Genomic DNA, 16,432 nt, shown 5'->3' with positions numbered 1-16,432 from the left:
ATGACCGACCTCAAAGCCTGGATCGGCCGCACCCGCGAGACCACGGACCTCGTCACGCCGCGCCTGCTGGCCGAGTTCCGCGCGACCTTCGCGCCGCATCTCGCACCGATGCCGGATGGGGCGGCGCCGCCGGCCCTGCACTGGTGTCTCGCCCCCGAGACGCCGCCCGCCGACGCCCTCGGGCCGGACGGCCACGCCGCCAAGGGCGGGTTCCTGCCGCCGGTGCCGCTGCCGCGGCGGATGTGGGCCGGGGGGCAGGTCGAGACCCTGTCGGAGCTGCGGGAAGGCGATCTGGTGACCCGGACCGAGACGGTGCGCGACGTCGCCTTCAAGGAGGGCCGCAGCGGCCGTCTGTGCTTCGTCACGGTCGACCACACCTTCGCCACCGCCCGCGGCGTGGCGATCCGGGAGCGGCAGGACATCGTCTACCGGGAGGCCGCCGGGGCACAGACCGGGGCAGGAGGCACGGCCGAGCGTGACGACGCGTCAGCATACGACCAAGTCTGGTCCGCGCCGGCGACGCCGACGCTGCTGTTCCGCTACTCGGCCATGACCTTCAACGGACACCGCTTCCACTACGACCAGCCCTACGCCACGCAAGTCGAGGGCTATGCCGACCTCGTGGTCCACGGACCGATCCAGGCGACGCTGCTGATGAACCTCGCGGCGACGCTGCTGGGGCGGGTACCGCGAAGCTTCACCCAACGCGGCGTCTCGCCGATGACCGCCAACCAGATCGTTCGGGTCTGCGGGCGGCGGACAGGGGAGGGGTTCGTGGGGGTCACGTTGGACGAGGCGGGCCGCGTCTGCATGCAGGCGCAGGCGGTCGCGTAAGCGCTTACGTTTCGAAACCCAGCTGCGCCGTCATCGCGAGCGCAGCGAAGCGACCCAGTGCAGCGCGCGGTCTCAGACGGTAGCGCGTCCCTAGGTTGCTTCGCTGCGCTCGCAATGACGGGGAGGGCGCGGTCGACCCTACAGATATCCTACCCGCGACCTCATCCTGAGATGGCGCCCCCAAGAGGCGCCCGCGAAGGAAGGTTCCAGGGATCGCTGAGACTGCTGGAGGGCTTCGTCGAGGCCCGCTCGCGCGGGCCCCTCCAGCTTAGGAAGATGGATAGAGTGACGGTTCGGCTCAGGCGAGCGTCAGGCCGACATCGACGTTGCCGCGGGTGGCGTTCGAGTACGGGCAGACCTGGTGGGCGGCGTCCACGAGCTTCTGCGCGTCGGCGCGGTCGAGGCCCGGCAGGCTGACGGTGAGATCGGCCGTGATGCCGAAGCCGCCCTCGGAGCGCGGGCCGATGCCGACATTGGCGGTGACGCTGGTGTCGGCCGGGACCTTGAGCTGCAGCGACGGGGCGACAGCTTTCATGGCGCCCAGGAAGCAGGCCGAGTAGCCGGACGCGAAGAGCTGCTCCGGATTCGCGCCCGGGCCGCCGGCACCGCCGAGTTCCTTCGGGGTCGAGAGCTTGACCTCGAAGCTGCCATCGGCGGTCTTGGCTGCGCCGTCGCGGCCCCCGGTGGCGGTCGCGGTGGTGCGGTACTTCACGTCTACGGACATGGTGCGATCTCCGGTTACAGGAAGAGAGTCGGCATCTAGGGCCGTCACCCCCTACCGTGTAGCCCCGAGATAGATTGCGCGCAATCTATTTTCAAGGGTCGATCAGCGCGAACCGGTCGACGTCCACGAGGCCCTTGTCGGTGATCTTGAGGTGCGGGATCACCGGCAGCGGCAGGAACGCCACCTGCAGGAACGGCTCCGGCAGGACGACGCCGAGGCCCCGCGCCGCCGCCCGCAGTCTCACCAGCGACGCGCGGATCGCCTCGAACGGCAGCAGGCTCATCAGCCCGGCGAGCGGCAGGGCGATCTCGGCGAGCACCCGGCCGCCCTCGACCACGACGAAGCCGCCCTCGATCTCGCCGAGCCGGTTCACCGCCACGGCCATGTCGGCATCTTCGGCGCCGACGACGGTGACGTTGTGGCTGTCATGCCCGACCGAGGAGGCGATGGCGCCGCGCTTGAGGCCGAACCCCTTCACGAAGGCGACGCCGATGCCGCGCTCCCCCGGCGGCGTCTTGCCGTGACGCTCGACGACGGCGACCTTGATCACGTCCTGATCCAGATCGATCCGGCGCTCGCCATGGACATAGGGCAGGGACAGGTCGTGCCGCAGGGTGATGATCTTGCCCGGCATCACGCCGATCACCGGCGTCGATGGCCCGGAGCCCGGGGCCGCGAAATCGGCGGCCGTCACCCGCCGCGCCCGAAGGCTGCCCCGGCCGATCGGCTGGATGGCAGGTCGATTGGCGAATAGCGCATCCTCCACAAGCCGCCCGGCGCTAAACACCTGCGCGACGCGGCAATCCAGAAAATCGTCGAGGACGACGAGGTCGGCGCGCTGGCCCGGCACCACGAGGCCGCGGTCGTGCAGCCCGAAGGCGCGGGCCGCCGACCACGAGGCCGCCCGGTAGGCCGCGAGCGGCGGCGCGCCCAACGCGATGGCGGTTCGGACGACGTAGTCGAGATGGCCTTCCTCGGCGATATCGAGGGGGTTCCGGTCGTCGGTGCAGAAGGCCAGGAACGGCGCCGTGCGCTCGGTCAGGATCGGCGCCAGAGCGTGCAAGTCCTTGGAGACCGAGCCCTCCCGGATCAGCACGGTCATGCCCTTCGAGAGCTTTTCCAACGCCTCTTCCGGCGTGGTCGCCTCATGCTCGGTGCGGATGCCGGCCGCGATGTAGCCGTTGAGCGCGGCGCCGCGCAGCAGCGGTGCGTGGCCGTCGATATGCCGGCCCTGGAACGCCGCGAGCTTGTCCAAGGCGCCCGGGTCGCCGGCGAGCACACCTGGGAAGTTCATGAACTCGGCGAGCCCGATCACCTTCGGATGGCCGGCGAAGGCCAGCAGCTCCGCCGCGCCGATCCGCGCGCCCGAAGTCTCCAAGTGATCCGTGGCCGGGACGCAGGAAGAGAGCTGGACCCGCAGGTCCATCGCCAGGGTCTCGGACGAGGCCAGGAACCACGCGAAGGCCTCGGTGCCGAGCACGTTGGCCATCTCGTGCGGATCGCAGATGCCGGTGGTGACGCCGTGCGGCAGGACGCAGCGCTCGAATTCCTGCGGCGGCATCAGCGAGGACTCGACGTGGAAATGCGTGTCGATGAAGCCCGGCACCACGACCTTGCCGGAGACATCCACCTCGCGCCGGCCGCGATAGCTGCCGAAGGTGCCGACGATCCGGTCGCCGCACACGGCGATGTCGGAGGCGACGAGATCGCCGGTGACGAGGTCGAGGAAGCGCCCGCCCTTGAGCACGAGGTCGGCCTCGGTCCGGCCCTGGCCCTGGTCGATGGCCCGCCGCAGGAAATCCACTCGGTCCATCGCGCGACTCAGCCCCCGTTCGATCCCGGTATTTGCCAGGAGCATGCCACGGTCGCACCCGCGCCGGCGACGCTTGCAGCGGCGCGGCGGCGGGCGCAGAAGCCCCTACCTTTGAAAGATTCGCTTCTGAACCGATTGAACCGCGCGATGCCAGCCTATCGTTCCCGCACCACCACCCATGGCCGCAACATGGCCGGCGCCCGCGGCCTCTGGCGCGCCACCGGCATGAAGGACGGCGATTTCGGCAAGCCGATCATCGCGGTGGTGAACTCGTTCACGCAGTTCGTGCCTGGCCACGTCCACCTGAAGGATCTCGGCCAGCTGGTGGCCCGGGAGATCGAGAAGGCCGGCGGCGTCGCCAAGGAGTTCAACACCATCGCGGTCGATGACGGCATCGCGATGGGCCATGACGGCATGCTATATTCGTTGCCCTCCCGGGAGCTGATCGCCGATTCCGTCGAGTACATGGTCAACGCGCACTGCGCCGACGCGATGGTGTGCATCTCGAATTGCGACAAGATCACCCCCGGCATGCTCATGGCGTGCCTGCGGCTCAACATCCCGACCGTGTTCGTCTCGGGCGGACCGATGGAGGCCGGCAAGGTTCAGCTGCCCGGCATCGCCAGGAAGGTCGATCTGGTCGACGCCATGATCGCGGCCGCCGACGACCGGATCTCGGACGAAGACGTGGACGTGATCGAGCGCTCGGCCTGCCCGACCTGCGGGTCGTGCTCGGGCATGTTCACCGCGAACTCGATGAACTGCCTCACCGAGGCTCTGGGGCTGGCCCTGCCGGGCAACGGCTCGGTGCTGGCGACCCATGCCGACCGCAAGCGCCTGTTCGTTGAGGCCGGGCACCTGATCGTCGATCTCGCCCGCCGCCATTACGAGCAGGACGATGCGAGCGTGCTGCCGCGCGCCGTAGCAAGTTTCTCCGCCTTCGAGAACGCCATGACGCTCGACATCGCCATGGGCGGCTCGACCAACACGGTGCTGCACCTGCTGGCCGCCGCCCACGAGGGCGAGGTGCCGTTCACCATGGCCGATATCGATCGGTTGTCCCGACGGGTGCCGGTGCTGTGCAAGGTCGCCCCGGCGGTGGCCAACGTCCACATGGAGGACGTCCACCGGGCCGGCGGGATCATGGCCATCCTCGGCGAGCTCGACCGGGCCGGGCTGATCGACACCGAAACCGGCAACGTGTCCGCCGGCACCCTCGGCGCGGCGCTCGCCCGCTGGGACGTGCGCAACGATCCGAGCGCCTCGGTCCAAGATTTCTACCGCGCGGCGCCCGGCGGCGTGCCGACCCAGGTGGCGTTCAGCCAGGAATCCCGCTTCGAAGATCTCGACCTCGACCGGGAGGGCGGCGTGATCCGCGACGCCGCCCATGCCTATTCGCAGGATGGCGGCCTGGCCGTGCTCTACGGCAACCTCGCCGAGCAGGGCTGCATCGTGAAGACGGCCGGCGTCGATGCCTCGATCCTCACCTTCGAGGGGCGCGCCCGGGTGTTCGAGAGCCAGGACGCGGCGGTGGACGGCATCCTCAACGGCAAGGTCACGGCCGGCGAGGTGGTGTTGATCCGCTACGAGGGCCCGCGCGGCGGCCCCGGCATGCAGGAGATGCTCTATCCCACGAGCTACCTGAAATCGAAGGGCCTCGGCAAAGCCTGCGCGCTGGTCACCGACGGCCGCTTCTCCGGCGGCTCGTCCGGCCTGTCGATCGGCCACGTCTCCCCGGAGGCGGCCGAGGGCGGCCTGATCGGCCTGGTGCGCGACGGCGACACCATCGCCATCGACATCCCGGGCCGCAGCATCCGCCTGGACGTGGAGCCGGCCGAGCTGGAGCGGCGCCGCATCGAGCAGGACGCCGCCGGCTGGCAGCCAGCCAGCCCGCGCAAGCGCAAGGTCAGCACGGCGCTCCGCGCCTACGCGATGCTGACCACCAGCGCGGCCCATGGGGCGGTGCGGCGGGTTTAATTTGATTGATGTTAAGTTAAGGCCCATCGCGACCCGGCCCTTCCAACAATCGATCTCATCCTGAGGTGTTGCCGCGCAGCGGAAACCTCGAAGGAGCCCTCCAGAAGGTCTCGCGATCTCTGGAGGGCTCCGTCGAGGCCCGCTTACGCGGGCACCTCACGATGAGGGAGAGATTGGGATAGACTTCGGTTCCGAACGTCGTTTGGTGCCAGAAACAAAATCGCCTCGGTTGCTGCGTCCAGCTTCGGCACGCCTGACCGAACCGGCGTTCCCTTCAGCGCGATGCCCAATAGAGGACCACACCGGCGATCACGATGGCAGCCACTGTAGCAAACGCCGCGAGGCGCGCCCTTCCAAACATCAGCAGCTTCGCACCGCTGGAGGCCTCAACCGCATCCCCGGCCGGCACCCGCCCTAGCGCCGCCAGCATCAGCGGCTCGATCGCCTTGTACCCGGCCGGGCTGAGATGCAGCCCGTCCGTGGTGTAGGCCCGGCGCAGCGCCCCGGATTTGTCCGCCAGCACCGCGTGGTAATCGATGAAGGTCGCGCCGTGCTCGTGCGCGTGGTCGCGCAGCCACGCGTTCACCGCGGCGATCATCGCTGGGGCGTCCGGAACTTCCGCATTCCAGGGGATCCGGGCCGCCGGCAGGATCGAGCCGATCCAGGCCGTCACGCCCATCGCCCGGGCCTCGTCGAGCATGCCGGCGAGCGTCCGGGCGATCTCCTCGGCCGGGACGAAGAAACCCTCGTTGCGCCCGATATCGTTGACGCCGCAGAGCAGGTGGACGCCCTGCGCGCCGGTCTCCTCGACGTCGCGGCGGAACCGCATGGTGATCCAGCGCGCCGTCTGGCCGGATCCGCCCCGCGGGATCAGGTCGTTTGCCGCGAAGGTGGCGGCCCGGTGGAAGCCCCAGGCTTCGGTGATCGAGTCCCCGATGAAGACGATCGGCCGGACCACGGCCTATCCCTCGGACGGGAGGCCGAGCACCTCCGCGACTTCGGCGGCCAGCCTGTCGGCCATCACCTGCCGGCCCTCCGAGGTGACGTGCACGATGTCGGTGAACAGAGAGCGGGTATCGGCCTCGAAGATCCGGCTCAGATCGCGGGTCGTGAACGGCCCCTGCGTGAGGCCATCGGCGTCGAGGCGGCCGAGCACCTGCTCGATCCGGGTGTATTGCCGGTCGAGATAGGCCAGGAATTCGCCGGAGGCGGCATTGTGCTCATCGCCGACCCGCTCGGTCTTGCGCACGATCGCCGGCTGCAGGAGGAACCGCACGGGCGCCCCGATGCCGCCGGAGAGGCGGCCGAGGCGCTTGAGCGCCAGCTCGAACTGGCGCACCACCTCCCACTCCCAGATGTCCGACTGCCAGTTGGTCAGCGCCCGGAGATTGTCGAGCCGGTTGAAGATCAGCGCCTGCAGGCTGTCGTAGGACAGGTCCTCGGCATCCTCGTCCGTCTTCACCGTATTGAAGAAGTAGTCGTACAGGCACTCGTTGGCGAAGTGATTGTACGGATAGCCTGCGCGCGGATCGAAGCTCCAGGGCTGGAAGACGTCGGTGGCACCGCCCAGCACGAAGATCACGTCGGGCTGAAGGTCCATCAGCCGGGTGGTGATCAGCGCGATCATCTGGTTCAGGCAGGCCGAGGTCGCGCCGAAATTGTAGACGCGGGCGCCCTCGCCGTGGCGGCGCTTCAGCCCGGTCTCGAGGCGGCCCGGGATCGTGTCGGCGAAGACCTGACCGTCGACCAGCGTGCTGTCGCCGACCACGAAGACCCGCAGGGTCTCGGCGGGCGTGCGCCCCTCCGGATGGCTGTCGTTCCGGTAGCCGAGCGCGTCGTAGCGCCAAGTCTGCTCCGCCGCCGGGGCCAACGGCTTGCCGGCGAACTGCACGTAGGGCGCGGGGAAGCGGATGTTCGAATCGAAGGTGTGGAAGTCGCGCAGGAACTTGCGCCGTCGCGCGCGCTCGGAATCGTCAGGGGCCCGCGGGGCCATGCTGGTTCTCCAACCCGGTCGGATGTCGTGCGGTGATCGCGTTCAGCCGCGCAGCGTGGCGTGGTTCTCCAGGAACCATCCGTAGGTCTGCCGCAGGCCCTGCTCCAGGCCGATCTCCGGCTGCCAGCCCATCGCCTTGAGCCGTGAGACGTCCATCAGCTTGCGCGGCGTGCCGTCCGGCTTGGTCGCGTCGAAGTCCAGCCGGCCCGCGTAGCCGATCACCCGGGCCAGGGACTCGGCCAGTTCCCGGATCGTGCAATCCTCGCCCGTGCCGACATTGATGTGCGACAGGTCCGGCCTCGTGTTGGCCGCATAGACCGCGTCGTCCAGCTCCATCACGAACACGCTGGCGCGGGCCATGTCGTCGACGTGCAGGAACTCGCGCATCGCCCGGCCGGTGCCCCAGACCGTGACGGCGGGGCTTCCCGCCTGCTTGGCCTCGTGCAGGCGCCGCATGAGCGCCGGCAGGACGTGGGCGTTCTGCGGGTGGAAGTTGTCGTTCGGCCCGTACAGGTTGGTCGGCATCACGCTGCGGTAGCGTCGCCCGTATTGGCGGTTGTAGCTCTCGCACATCTTGATACCGGCGATCTTGGCGATCGCGTAGGGCTCGTTGGTCGGCTCGAGCACGCCGGTGAGCAGCGCGTCCTCGCGCATCGGCTGCGCCGCGTGCTTCGGGTAGATGCACGAGGATCCCAGGAACAGCAGCCGGTCGACGTCGGCCACATGCGCGGCGTGGATCAGGTTCGCCTGGATCAGCAGGTTCTCGTGGATGAACTCGGCCGGGTAGGCGTTGTTGGCGTGGATGCCGCCGACCTTCGCGGCGGCGAGGTAGACCATGTCGATCCGATGCTCGGCGAAGAAGGCGCGGACCGCGGCCTGGTCGAGCAGATCGAGGGCCTGCCGGTCGGCCTTCAGGATTCGCCCGTAGCCCAGCTCCCGCAACCGGCGCACGATCGCCGATCCCACCATCCCGCGGTGCCCCGCAACGAAGATGGTCCTGTCCCGCCCGTCCATCACGCGTCCATTCCCTGCGGCCAGCGCTCGCGTGGCCCCTATACCCCCGGTTCGGTCGGATATCGCTGGGAAAAGGCGCGTTTTCTGAGGCGAACGGAACCCCCGCCGCGCCGCAGCGCGTGATGGGTGCGACACGCGAAGTGGCGATTACAAATACAACCGAAAGTTGGTGTTAAGCATTCTACCAGAAGCTGTGTCTGTACCCGCCCAACGCCCTCCGGACCTCTGGACCGGGCAGGATCTGCAGGGCCGCGCAGCAATGGAGTCCCAGATGCGTAACTCGACCGATGTCCCGGCGCGGCCGCGGACATTGACCGCCGTGCTGCTCCGGTCGGCCGGCCGTATCGCACCCCTGCTGGCCGGCACGCTGCTCGCCATCCCGGTTGTATCCACTGCGCAGGCGCAACTCCTGCGTGGCACCCTCGATACAACCGGAGGCGGTATCCTCGGAACCGGCGTCACCGTCGGCACCACGAGCCCGGGTAACGGCCTGCTGGGCACCGGCCTGAATGTCGGCACCACCGGCGGCGGCCTTTTAGGGACCGGCGTGACCGCCGGCACCACGAACCCCGGGACCGGCATCCTCGGCACCGGCCTCAATGTCGGCACCACCAGCGGCGGCGTCCTCGGAACAGGACTTCTTGTCGGGACCACCGGCCCGGGCGACGGTCTGCTCGGGACCGGGCTGACCCTCGGCACCGCGGGCGGCACCGGTGGCGGCGGCAATTGCGGGACCTGCGGGGGCGGGGGCGGGGGCGGCACGGGCGGCACGGGCGGCGGCACCGGTGGTGGCGGCGGCACGGGTCAGGGCATCTACATCGTGACCGGCAACGTCACCCAATCCCAGGGCCAGACCGTCATCGCCGACCTGCGGCTCTCGCAGCTCTCCAGCGCCACCGGCATCGCCGCCAACAACACCAGCGCCCTGGCGGCTCCGGTCGCCACGGGCGGGGACGCCCTCGCGGTCGGCTACGGATCAAGCGCGGCCGGCACCGCCTCCACGGCCGTCGGAACCGGAGCCAGCGCGGTCAACACCGGCAGCGTCGCGGTCGGCTACGCGGCCAGCGCGCAAGGTTTGGGCGGCACGGCGGTCGGCACCGCGTCCGCGGCCTCCGGGGACGGCAGCACCGCGCTCGGCTTCGTCGCCGGCGCCACCGGGACGGGGTCCACGGCGATCGGCGCGGCGGCCTCGGCCGCCGGCAACAACAGCGTGGCGCTCGGCAACGGCGCGGCGGCCAACCAGGCGAACACGATCGCCATCGGCGCCAACGTCAAGACCACCCAGGCGAACCAAGTGGCGATCGGCAACGCCGCCAACACCTACACGTTCGCCGGCATCGCCTCCCAGGCGAGCGCGGCGGCCCAGAGCGGCGCGACGAATTTCGTGACCACCGACGCCGCCGGCAACCTCGCGGCCTCGGCCTACGGACCGTCGACCATCGCGGGTCTCGGCAACCGGATCGATTCGGTCCAGTCCCAGGTCAACAACCTGGAGACCAAGACCGACTCGATGCAGCGCTACGCGGTCCAGACCCGCAAGGAGGCCCGCCAGGGCGTCGCCATGGCGATCGCGATGGCCACCGCGCCGATGCCCTCCGCCCCCGGCAAGACCACCTGGGCGACGAACGGCGCGACCTATCGCGGCGAATGGGCCGGCGGCATCGCCGTGGCGCACCGGCTGCCGACCTGCTGCGTGCCGATCGCCATCACCGCCGGCGTCGCCTATGCCGGCGACAGCAATGTCGGCGTCCGCGCCGGTCTGGCCGGCGAGTTCTGAGGGCAACCCGCGTCAGCAAGGCCGGACCGGCGTTTCGGCCTTGCGCCCGGGGAAATCCCCGGCATAGTGTCAAGTTATGTTGACACTCGCGGTCGAACAGTCGGAGCGGCAGGAGACGGATCGGCGACCGCACGCGGTCGTCGTCGGCTCGGGTTTCGGCGGTCTCGCCGCCGCCGTCCGGCTCGGGGCCCGGGGCTACCGGGTCACCGTGCTGGAGCGCCTGGAGCAGCCGGGCGGCCGGGCCCGGGTCCACCGGCAGGACGGCTTCACCTTCGATGCCGGGCCGACCATCGTCACCGCGCCGCAGCTGTTCGAGGAGCTGTGGCAGCTCGCCGGCCGCCGGCTTTCCGACGACGTCGCCCTGGTGCCGATCGATCCGTTCTACCGGATCCGCTTCGCAGACGGCGCGACCTTCGAGTACAGCGGCGATCCCGAGCGGATGCGCGCCGAGGTGGCGCGGTTCGCCCCGGAGGACGTCGCCGGCTACGACCGGTTCATGGACCACAGCCGCGCGGTCTGCCGCATCGGCTTCGAGCAGCTCGGCCACGTCCCGTTCGGCAGCGTCGGCTCGATGCTGAAGATCGCCCCGGACCTGCTGCGCCTGTCGGGCCACCGCTCGGTCCACGCCGTGGTGGCGCGCTTCATCCGCGACGAGCGGCTGCGCACCGTGTTCAGCTTCCACCCGCTGCTGATCGGCGGCAACCCGTTCCGGGCGAGCGCGATCTACTGCCTGATCGCCGATCTGGAGCGGCGCTGGGGCGTCCATTTCGCCATGGGCGGAACCGGCAAGCTGGTCGACGGGCTTGTGCGGCTAATCCGGAGCCAGAACGGCCGGGTGCGGCTCGGCGTCGATGTCGCCCGAATCCGCGTCGAGGACGGGACCGCCACCGGCGTCGAGCTCGCGGGCGGCGAGACGATTCCGGCCGACCTCGTGGTCTCGAACGCCGATTCGGCGGTGACGCATGCGCGGCTGCTGCCGAAGCCCCGGCGCTGGAGTCCCGGGCGGCTGAAGCGTGCGCGCTCGTCGATGGGGCTGTTCGTCTGGTATTTCGGCACCAAGCGCCGCTACCCGGATGTCGCCCACCACATGATCCTGCTCGGGCCGCGCTATCGCGGGCTGCTGGCCGACATCTTCGATCACAAGGTGCTGGCCGAGGATGCGAGCCTCTATCTGCACCGGCCCACCGCCACCGATCCGAGCCTCGCGCCGCCGGGCTGCGACGCGTTCTACGTGCTGGCTCCGGTGCCGAACCTGGCCGGCGGCCAGGATTGGCGTACGCTCGCCGAGCCGTACCGGCGCCGGATCGCCGCGATGCTGGAATCCAGTGTCCTGCCCGGCCTGTCGGAGGCCATCGTCACCTCGAAGGTGACGACGCCCCAGGAATTCCAGGACGATTTCCAGAGCTATCGCGGCTCGGGCTTCGGCCTGGAGCCGGTGCTGACCCAATCCGCGTGGTTCCGGCCGCATAACCGGTCGAGCGACGTGCGCAACCTCTATCTGGTGGGCGCCGGCACGCATCCCGGGGCGGGTCTGCCCGGCGTGCTCTCCTCCGCCCGTATCCTCGATCTGGTGGTTCCGGATGCCCGTGTTTCCGCCTGAATTCGCCGCAGCCGCAGACCGCACCGCCTGCCGGGTAGCGATCCGCGCCGGCTCGAAGAGCTTCTTCGCGGCCGGCCGGCTGCTGCCCGGGGAGGTGCGCGAGGCCGCCTACGGGCTCTACGCCTTCTGCCGCCTCTCGGACGATCTCGTCGACGAGGCCGCCACCGCGTCCGACCGGCGCGACGCGGTGGCCCGGCTCGGCCGCCGGGTCGCGCTGGCTTATAGCGGCGCTCCAGCGGACACGCCGGCCGACCGGGCCTTCTCGGAGATCGTCGGCACCTACGCGATCCCCGAGGCGCTGCCCTATGCGCTGATCGAGGGTTTTTGCTGGGACGCGGAGGGGCGGCGTTACGCCGACATGGCCGCCCTCCATGCCTACGCGGCCCGGGTGGCGGGCTCCGTCGGGGCGATGATGGCGCTGATCATGGGCGCGCGTTGCCCCGACGCGCTCGCCCGCGCCTGCGATCTCGGCGCCGCCATGCAGCTCACCAACATCGCCCGCGATGTTGGCGAGGATGCCCGGATGGGCCGCCTCTACCTGCCGCTGGACTGGATGGCCGAGGCCGGGCTCGACCCGGCCGCGTTCCTGGCCGATCCGCGGCCGAGCCCGGCGCTGTCCGGCGTGGTCGCCCGGCTGCTCACCGAGGCCGACGCGCTGTACCGGCGGGCCGAGGCCGGGCTCGCGGCCTTGCCATCCCCCTGCCGTCCGGCGATCCGGGCGGCGGCGCTGATCTATGCCGAGATCGGCCGGGTGGTGGCTTTGCAGGGATACGATTCCGTCAGCGGCCGCGCCCGGGTCGGGACCGCCCGGAAGCTCACCCTGATCGCTCGCGCCCTGCGCTCCGCCCCGGCCGCGCCCGGCCTCACGGCGCCGCCCCTGCCGGCGGTGGCGTTCCTGATCGAGGCCGTGATGCGGCATCCGCCCTTGCCCGATCGCCGACTGTCCGCGCTCCGCCCCTGGTGGGACGTGGGCGGCCGGGTCGTGCACGTGCTCGAACTGATCGAGCGGATGCGCGAGCGCGAGGCCTTCGGCCGCTCCGCACCGTCCTGAGGCCGGCCGATGAGCGACGGCCTGTTCGCGGCTTTCGATATCGGGCTGGTCTTCGCCCTGGCCTTCGGATTGGGAATCTGGCAGCTCGTCGCCGTCCGCCGCAGCATCCGCCGGGATCGCACGGACGGTGACGCGCGGAAGTGATGTTGCGTCTGGTCGAGCGGCCTATCCTGAACCGTCATCGCGAGCGCAGCGAAGCGACCCAGGGATACGCCGAGGTTTGAGGTCGCGCGCCGCCCTGGGTTGCTTCGCTGCGCTCGCCATGACGGGGTTGGCCCCGGCAAACCCTCCAGGGGGCACGCCGCCTATTGCAGGTGGCGCGCGTAGGTCTCCCCGGCCGCCTCCTTCAGCACCGCGCCGGCCTCGCGGCCGATCCGCTCGGCCTCCGCCGCCGGGCCCTGCCGGGAGACCGCCCAGTGCCGGCTGCCATCAGGCAGGAACAGCAGCCCGTCGAGCGTGAGGTGATCGCCGTCGATCTGCGCCAGGGCGGCGATCGGCGTCCGGCAGGAGCCGTCGAGCTCGGCGAGCAGCGACCGTTCGGCCGCGATCGCCGTGGTGGTGCGGGCGCAGGCGATCGGCGCCAGCAGATCGCGGACCGCCGCGTCGTCGGCTCGGCACTCGATGCCGAGCGCGCCCTGCGCGACCGCGGGCAGCATCTCGTCCACCGACAGGATGCTGCGGGCCATGTCCTGCAGGCCGAGGCGCTGCAGGCCGGCCAAGGCCAGCAGGGTCGCGTCGCATTCGCCGGATTCGAGCTTGCGCATCCGGGTGTTGGCGTTGCCGCGCAGGGGCACGACCTTCAGGTCCGGCCGGTGCATCAGCACCTGCGCGCCCCGCCTGAGCGACGAGGTGCCGACCCGTGCGCCTTGCGGAAGGCCCGCGAGCCCGTCCGCGTGCGGCGACAGGAAGGCATCGCGGGGGTCGTCGCGCTCCAGGATGCAGGCGATCACGAGGCCGTCCGGCAGCCAGGTCTCCACGTCCTTCATGGAATGGACCGCGACGTCGACCTCGTCGGCGAACAGAGCCTGCTCGAGTTCCTTGGTGAACAGGCCCTTGCCGCCGATCTCGGAGAGCGGGCGATCCAGGATCTTGTCGGCCACCGTGGTGACCACCACCAGCTCGGTCTGCAGCCCCGGATTGGCCGCCACGATCTGGTCGCGCACCATCCCGGTCTGTGCGAGCGCCATCGGGCTGCCGCGGGTGCCGATGCGCAGGGGGCGGTTCAACATTGGGGTCCGGACGTTTCTTGCGGCGTAATACGCCCGTTATAGCTTGCTCGCAGCCGCAGGCCATCGCCGGGTGCGGGATTCAGACTCGCTGAAGTGTCTGCGTGTCAGGCTGGGCGTCGCCCCGGTTTCGCCGGACTGCGCCCTTAGCGGCTCGCAGGTCACTTCGAGAGCCCTTGGACACCCCATGCTGATCGTGCCGAGCCGCCGGCAGTTCCTGACCGGCGTCGGGGTAGGCGCCGGGCTCGTGGCGGCCACCGGCGTCTATGCCGTCGATGTCGAGCCGCTGCACCGGCTGGTGGTGACGCAATACGCGCCGGTCCTGCCGCGCTGGGACCCGGCCCTGCGCCTGCGGGTGGCGGTGCTGGCGGATTTCCACATCTGCGAGCCGTACATGCCGTTCGACCGGGTGGCGGAGATCATCGACGCCACCAACGCCTTGAAGCCCGACCTCGTGCTGATGCTCGGCGACTACCCGGCCGGCAAGATCGCCTGGCGCAAGCTGCCGCTCGAACAATTCGCCCGGATGGTCGAGGGCCTGAAGGCGCCGCTCGGCACCCACGCGATCCTGGGCAACCACGATTGGTGGGACGATCACGCCGTCCAGCGCTCCATGCGCGGCTCGCCCGCGGTCAAGCACCTGCTGGAGGCCCGCGGCATCCCGGTGATGGAGAACGAGGCGGTCAGGATGGTGAAGGACGGGCGGCCGTTCTGGCTCGCCGGGCTGGCCGACCAGCAGCCCTACTTCAACAGCTTCGATATCGGCCTCGACGACCTGCCCGCCACCCTCGGCACGATCACCGACGACGCGCCGGTGATCCTGATGGCGCACGAGCCCGACATCTTCGCCGACGTGCCCGACCGGGTCTCGCTGACCCTCGCCGGTCATACCCATGGCGGCCAGATCCGCTTGTTCGGCCACTCGCCCGCGATCCGGCGGGTCCGCGGCCACGATTACGCCTACGGCCACATTATCCAGGACGGGCGCCACCTGATCGTGTCCGGCGGCTTCGGCATGAGCCGGATCCCGGTGCGCTTCGGTGTGCCGCCGGAGATCGTTCTGCTGGAGCTCGGGGCAAACGATCCGGACGTGCCGGGCGCCTGATCCAGTCGGTTCTTCGGTACGCTCTGAGACGACCTGCGGCAAATTGACCCTGTCTGCGCCGCGTGGTGAGATCGCTGCGTCGAATCGTGGGCGAGGCGACTTTGCCGATCCTGATCGCCATCGTCGGTATTCTGGCCGCCATAGTCTTCTGGATCCTGCGGGCGCACCGCACGGTCCGGCATCTCAATGAGGTCGATCAGGACACGAAGGCACTCCAACGGCGGGCGAAATCCGTCCTTGAGGACGGGTTCGGCACGTCGCTCGAGCGCGTGCGCGACGCGCGCTTGGCGGCATCCATTCTCATGATCCAGATCGTGCGGACCGGGAGCCCGGTCACGGCGAGCGAGAAGTCGCGGATCCTGGAATTCATGGAGACACCCCTCGGGATCACGATGATCTCCGCGATGTTCGAGCGCGCGTGGGACTACACGCAGGCGCGCTTGCCCTTCTCGCAGGTGGCCGACCCGTTGATCCCCCTGCTGCGTCGGAACCTCACGGTCGCGGAGCGCACCGACCTGATCGACATGCTGACGAAGGTAGCCGGCGCCCATTCGGCGCCGAGCGCGTTGCAACGCGAGGCCATCAGCCGCCTCAAGCGGCGCCTGCTTACGGAAAACCCGAGCGGTGTCATGGATCGGCGCCGCGAATTCGGCTGAGAGACCGGCAGCGCCCGAACGCCGCGCCCCTCGCGGGCTTCGGTCGTCGCGCTATGTTCCGGCGATGCGCGCACTCCTCCCCATCCTCGCCCTGGCCGTCCTCGCCGCCGGCTCAGGCTCCGCCCGGGCCCAATCCTGCGACACGCTGATCGACAAGGTGACGGCGGAGACGGCCGCGAAAGCGACCGAGCGGCGCAGCGATTACGCCGGCTTCACCGCCGGCCCCGACATGACCCTGACGCTCGCCTGCGGCACCCCGGACCTGTCCTCGGTCGGCGCCCAGTATCGCGGCGCGAACCCGCCGGACGTGTATTACGAGACCTTCGGCCGAGCCGGGCACGCGGTCACCGGCATCGATGCGTCGACGATCACGGAGGCCGCGCACAAGGCCCAGGCCGCGGCCGTGCGCCTGCGGCACAGCAATGTCGATCTCGGCGGCGCCCGGATCACCTGCTCGACCATGGTCTCGCCCGACAAGGGGCCGCTGACCCTGTGCGCCGTGATCGAGCACAGCGACCGGAGCTGAGGCTCAAGACGATTTACCACAGCGGCTTCGTTAGCCGCGACGCGCTCCCTCTCCCGTGCGGGAGAGGGGACCCGCGCCCCAAGCGGTGACGTGTAACTCTGTTCGACCTTGAGGCCGCAACCGAAGCCGCCGAACT

Annotated in this window: 15 protein-coding genes; 9 read left to right on the top strand and 6 right to left on the bottom strand. The window is 70.0% G+C overall.

What is annotated here, in order from left to right; translation table 11 throughout:
* Positions 1-834: a MaoC family dehydratase N-terminal domain-containing protein gene (locus tag MKL11_RS10985; protein WP_243943146.1), complete on the top strand. Its 834-nt coding sequence runs from the start codon at positions 1-3 to the stop codon at positions 832-834.
* A 298-nt stretch (positions 835-1,132) separates the two neighbouring features.
* On the opposite strand, the gene MKL11_RS10980 is transcribed toward MKL11_RS10985, so the two are convergent.
* A complete protein-coding gene (locus tag MKL11_RS10980) occupies positions 1,133-1,558 on the bottom strand; it encodes an organic hydroperoxide resistance protein (RefSeq protein WP_243943143.1) in 426 nt (141 codons plus the stop codon).
* Between the two features lie 91 nt (positions 1,559-1,649).
* Positions 1,650-3,371 carry an adenine deaminase gene (gene ade / locus MKL11_RS10975; protein WP_243943142.1) on the bottom strand — a complete coding sequence of 574 codons (1,722 nt, stop codon included), beginning with the start codon at positions 3,369-3,371 and terminating at the stop codon, positions 1,650-1,652.
* Between the two features lie 147 nt (positions 3,372-3,518).
* Between ade and ilvD the strand changes: the two genes are divergently transcribed.
* Positions 3,519-5,348, top strand: a complete 1,830-nt coding sequence (gene ilvD, locus MKL11_RS10970; protein WP_243943140.1) for a dihydroxy-acid dehydratase — start codon at positions 3,519-3,521, stop codon at positions 5,346-5,348.
* A gap of 274 nt (positions 5,349-5,622) precedes the next feature.
* Here ilvD and MKL11_RS10965 read toward each other — a convergent pair whose 3' ends face one another.
* From MKL11_RS10965 to MKL11_RS10955, 3 genes are read right to left on the bottom strand one after another with little or no spacing between them, the layout of a single operon-like run.
* A complete protein-coding gene (locus MKL11_RS10965; RefSeq protein WP_243943138.1) occupies positions 5,623-6,306 on the bottom strand; it encodes a GDSL-type esterase/lipase family protein in 684 nt (227 codons plus the stop codon).
* Positions 6,307-6,309: 3 nt separating this feature from the next.
* On the bottom strand, positions 6,310-7,341 hold the full coding sequence (locus MKL11_RS10960) for an SGNH/GDSL hydrolase family protein (protein ID WP_243943136.1): 1,032 nt from the start codon (positions 7,339-7,341) through the stop codon (positions 6,310-6,312).
* 42 nt (positions 7,342-7,383) lie between these two features.
* Positions 7,384-8,355: a GDP-L-fucose synthase family protein gene (locus tag MKL11_RS10955; protein WP_243943134.1), complete on the bottom strand. Its 972-nt coding sequence runs from the start codon at positions 8,353-8,355 to the stop codon at positions 7,384-7,386.
* A gap of 271 nt (positions 8,356-8,626) precedes the next feature.
* On the opposite strand from MKL11_RS10955, the gene MKL11_RS10950 reads away from it, so the two are divergent.
* The 4 genes from MKL11_RS10950 to MKL11_RS33070 all read left to right on the top strand — a co-directional run bounded on the left by MKL11_RS10950 (position 8,627) and on the right by MKL11_RS33070 (position 12,927).
* The gene (locus tag MKL11_RS10950) at positions 8,627-10,132 is read left to right on the top strand and encodes a hypothetical protein (protein ID WP_243943132.1); all 1,506 of its coding nucleotides are present in this window, start codon (positions 8,627-8,629) and stop codon (positions 10,130-10,132) included.
* 76 nt (positions 10,133-10,208) lie between these two features.
* Positions 10,209-11,732, top strand: coding sequence for a phytoene desaturase (locus tag MKL11_RS10945; RefSeq protein ID WP_243943129.1), 1,524 nt, complete (start codon positions 10,209-10,211; stop codon positions 11,730-11,732).
* Complete coding sequence (locus MKL11_RS10940) at positions 11,713-12,783, top strand: phytoene/squalene synthase family protein (protein WP_243943127.1); 1,071 nt, start codon at positions 11,713-11,715, stop codon at positions 12,781-12,783. The genes MKL11_RS10945 and MKL11_RS10940 overlap by 20 nt, the downstream gene beginning before the upstream one ends.
* Before the next feature lie 9 nt (positions 12,784-12,792).
* The gene (locus MKL11_RS33070; protein WP_279600413.1) at positions 12,793-12,927 is read left to right on the top strand and encodes a hypothetical protein; all 135 of its coding nucleotides are present in this window, start codon (positions 12,793-12,795) and stop codon (positions 12,925-12,927) included.
* A gap of 161 nt (positions 12,928-13,088) precedes the next feature.
* Here MKL11_RS33070 and hemC read toward each other — a convergent pair whose 3' ends face one another.
* A complete protein-coding gene (gene hemC / locus MKL11_RS10935) occupies positions 13,089-14,012 on the bottom strand; it encodes a hydroxymethylbilane synthase (protein ID WP_243943125.1) in 924 nt (307 codons plus the stop codon).
* A gap of 184 nt (positions 14,013-14,196) precedes the next feature.
* Here hemC and MKL11_RS10930 point away from each other — a divergent pair, with 184 nt between their 5' ends.
* From MKL11_RS10930 to MKL11_RS10920, 3 genes are all read left to right on the top strand, one after another.
* Positions 14,197-15,114, top strand: coding sequence for a metallophosphoesterase (locus MKL11_RS10930; RefSeq protein ID WP_243943123.1), 918 nt, complete (start codon positions 14,197-14,199; stop codon positions 15,112-15,114).
* A 101-nt stretch (positions 15,115-15,215) separates the two neighbouring features.
* Positions 15,216-15,770, top strand: coding sequence for a TerB family tellurite resistance protein (locus tag MKL11_RS10925; protein WP_243943122.1), 555 nt, complete (start codon positions 15,216-15,218; stop codon positions 15,768-15,770).
* Between the two features lie 64 nt (positions 15,771-15,834).
* Positions 15,835-16,296, top strand: a complete 462-nt coding sequence (locus MKL11_RS10920) for an ABC transporter ATPase (protein ID WP_243943120.1) — start codon at positions 15,835-15,837, stop codon at positions 16,294-16,296.
* The last annotated feature ends 136 nt before the right edge of the window (positions 16,297-16,432 follow it).

Source organism: Methylobacterium sp. J-077 (assembly GCF_022829365.1).
Classification (GTDB): Bacteria; Pseudomonadota; Alphaproteobacteria; order Rhizobiales; family Beijerinckiaceae; genus Methylobacterium.
The sequence above is the reverse complement of the archived record's forward strand: the minus strand, read 5'-3'. Positions and strand labels throughout refer to the sequence as shown.

Excerpts from the sequence above, each read along its gene's own strand:
- MKL11_RS10985 (WP_243943146.1), top strand. The coding sequence starts at position 1 with ATGACCGACCTCAAAGCCTGGATCGGCCGCACCCGCGAGACCACGGAC.
- MKL11_RS10980 (WP_243943143.1), bottom strand. The coding sequence starts at position 1,558 with ATGTCCGTAGACGTGAAGTACCGCACCACCGCGACCGCCACCGGGGGC.
- ade (WP_243943142.1), bottom strand. The coding sequence starts at position 3,371 with ATGGACCGAGTGGATTTCCTGCGGCGGGCCATCGACCAGGGCCAGGGC.
- ilvD (WP_243943140.1), top strand. The coding sequence starts at position 3,519 with ATGCCAGCCTATCGTTCCCGCACCACCACCCATGGCCGCAACATGGCC.
- MKL11_RS10960 (WP_243943136.1), bottom strand. The coding sequence starts at position 7,341 with ATGGCCCCGCGGGCCCCTGACGATTCCGAGCGCGCGCGACGGCGCAAG.
- MKL11_RS10955 (WP_243943134.1), bottom strand. The coding sequence starts at position 8,355 with ATGGACGGGCGGGACAGGACCATCTTCGTTGCGGGGCACCGCGGGATG.
- MKL11_RS10950 (WP_243943132.1), top strand. The coding sequence starts at position 8,627 with ATGCGTAACTCGACCGATGTCCCGGCGCGGCCGCGGACATTGACCGCC.
- MKL11_RS10945 (WP_243943129.1), top strand. The coding sequence starts at position 10,209 with ATGTTGACACTCGCGGTCGAACAGTCGGAGCGGCAGGAGACGGATCGG.
- MKL11_RS10940 (WP_243943127.1), top strand. The coding sequence starts at position 11,713 with ATGCCCGTGTTTCCGCCTGAATTCGCCGCAGCCGCAGACCGCACCGCC.
- MKL11_RS33070 (WP_279600413.1), top strand. The coding sequence starts at position 12,793 with ATGAGCGACGGCCTGTTCGCGGCTTTCGATATCGGGCTGGTCTTCGCC.
- hemC (WP_243943125.1), bottom strand. The coding sequence starts at position 14,012 with ATGTTGAACCGCCCCCTGCGCATCGGCACCCGCGGCAGCCCGATGGCG.
- MKL11_RS10930 (WP_243943123.1), top strand. The coding sequence starts at position 14,197 with ATGCTGATCGTGCCGAGCCGCCGGCAGTTCCTGACCGGCGTCGGGGTA.
- MKL11_RS10920 (WP_243943120.1), top strand. The coding sequence starts at position 15,835 with ATGCGCGCACTCCTCCCCATCCTCGCCCTGGCCGTCCTCGCCGCCGGC.